The sequence below is a fragment of the Streptomyces endocoffeicus genome (genome assembly GCF_016741935.1).
GTDB classification, from domain to species: Bacteria; Actinomycetota; Actinomycetes; order Streptomycetales; family Streptomycetaceae; genus Streptomyces; species Streptomyces endocoffeicus.
The window spans coordinates 1-1,892 of sequence record NZ_JAERRG010000124.1; the positions used below are offsets into that span (position 1 = coordinate 1).

General features: G+C 73.4%; 2 protein-coding genes and 1 pseudogene. All 3 read left to right on the forward strand.

All coding sequences use genetic code 11. The annotated features are described in order from the left end of the window. The first annotated feature begins 155 nt into the window (after nt 1-155). Entirely contained in the window at nt 156-734 is a 579-nt protein-coding gene (locus JK364_RS54145) for a nucleotide exchange factor GrpE (protein ID WP_307841725.1), read from the forward strand. A 7-nt stretch (nt 735-741) separates the two neighbouring features. Continuing rightward, the gene (locus JK364_RS54150) at nt 742-1,710 is read left to right on the forward strand and encodes a DnaJ C-terminal domain-containing protein (protein ID WP_201858837.1); all 969 of its coding nucleotides are present in this window, start codon (nt 742-744) and stop codon (nt 1,708-1,710) included. Further along, nucleotides 1,707-1,892: pseudogene (locus JK364_RS54155) on the forward strand (chaperone modulator CbpM); the annotation flags it as partial. The gene JK364_RS54150 and the pseudogene JK364_RS54155, both read left to right, overlap by 4 nt.

Here is a 1,892-nt window from a genome sequence, read left to right on the forward strand (position 1 = left end):
GCTGCAGGCCCACGAGCCCGCGGGCGCGGGTGCCGACGCGGCAGGCGGCGCGGCCGGGCCCGGGCGAGCGCAGGGCTCCGGGCCGGGTCAAGACGGTGAGGGCGTCGACGAAGACGTGATCGATGCCGAGTTCGACAAGGACTGAGGCGGCTGAGGTGTCCAACCAACCACAGGAGCGCTCTCCGGTGCCGGAGAGCGAGCAGGATCTGCCCACTCCCGAGCGGGAGCAGTCGGGTCCGCCCCAGGATCCTGGCCCGGACGCGGCTGGAGGGCCCGCCCCGCCTACCGGCGAGGGGGCCGGGCATGAGGCGGCCCTGGAGGAGCTCGAGGACAAGTGGCGGCGGGCCTTGGCCGATCTGGAGAATCTGCGCAAGCGCCACGCCAGGGAGCTGGAGCGGGAGCGGGCCGCCGAGCGGGCCCGTACGGCGGTGGCCCTGCTGCCCGTCGTCGACAACCTCGAACTGGCCCTCTCGCACGCCGAGGCCGACCCGGGATCGATCGTGGAGGGCGTCAAGGCCATCCGCGACCAGGCCGTGGACACCCTGGCCCAGTTGGGCTACGAGCGGGAGGCCGAGACGGGGGTGCCGTTCGACCCGGCCCGGCACGAGGTGGTCGGCGTGGTCGAGGACGCCGACGCGGAACCGGGCACCGTGGTCCAGGTGCTGCGGCCCGGCTACGGGAAGGCCGACAAACAGCTGAGGCCGGTGGCCGTGGCCGTGGCGAAGCGGGAGTGAGAAGGCCATGGCGCGGGACTACTACGAGGTGCTGGGGGTGTCCCGGGGCGCGAGCCAGGACGAGATCCAGCAGGCGTTCCGCACCCAGGCCCGCAAGTACCACCCGGATGTGAACAAGGATCCCCAGGCCGAGGAGCGCTTCAAGGAGCTCAACGAGGCGTACGCCGCGCTCTCCGATCCGAAGACCCGGGCCCGCTATGACCGGTTCGGTGAGGACTACCGCAAGGTTCCCGAGTACTGGGAGGAGCGGGTCGGCGCTGGTGTCGGCGGCGAAGGCGGCGGATTCCGCGGCTGGACGACCTCCGGGGACGGGGACCGGGTCCGGTTCACCCGTGGCTTCGGCGACGACGTTGCGGGCGGCGGAGTGGACTTCGAGGACCTGTTCGGCTCGTTCTTCGGCGGCGGCATGGGGGGCCGGGGCGGAGGCCGCGTGGACATCCCCGGAGCCGACCAGGAGGCCGAGTTGCCGCTCACCGTCGAGGACGCGTACCGCGGCGGCCGCCGCACCGTCACCCTGGCCGGGCCGACGGGGCAGCGCAGCTTCGAGGTCGACGTCCCGCCCGGCGTCGTGGATGGCCAGCGCGTCCGGCTGGCCGGGCAGGGCGGCCGGGGCACCGGTGACGCACCGGCGGGCGACCTGTATCTGCGGGTGCGGATCCAGCCCCATCCGCGGTTCCGGCTGGACGGCCGTAACGTCCACGTCCACCTTCCGGTGTCCCCCTGGGAGGCCGCGCTCGGCGCGACCGTCCCCGTACCCACACCCGGCGGCACCGCCAAGGTGACGGTTCCCCCCGGCACCTCCAGCGGCCGCAAGCTGAGGCTGCGCGGCGAGGGCATGCCCAACCCCCGCGGTCCGAACGGCGACTTCTACGCCGAGATCCGCATCATGGTGCCGCCCGAACTGACCGACCGCGAGCGGGAGCTGCTCGAGGAGCTGGCCGCCACCTCCTCCTTCGACCCCAGGAGTGAGCGATGAGCACGCACGCGACCACGGCGCGGACGGACACGAGATACGCGCCCGTCCCGACCATCCACTACGACCTGGTGCCCGCCCGCAGGCTCTCGCTTGAGACCGTGGCCCGTCGCACCGGGCTCCATCCCGACCTGGTGGCGAGGTTCGTCGCCCTCGGCCTCGTCGACGCCGAGCGTGACCACGCG

What these genes read in the sequence shown, in the direction of transcription:
- JK364_RS54150 (WP_201858837.1), top strand. Translation starts at nt 742, where the DNA reads ATGGCGCGGGACTACTACGAGGTGCTGGGGGTGTCCCGGGGCGCGAGC.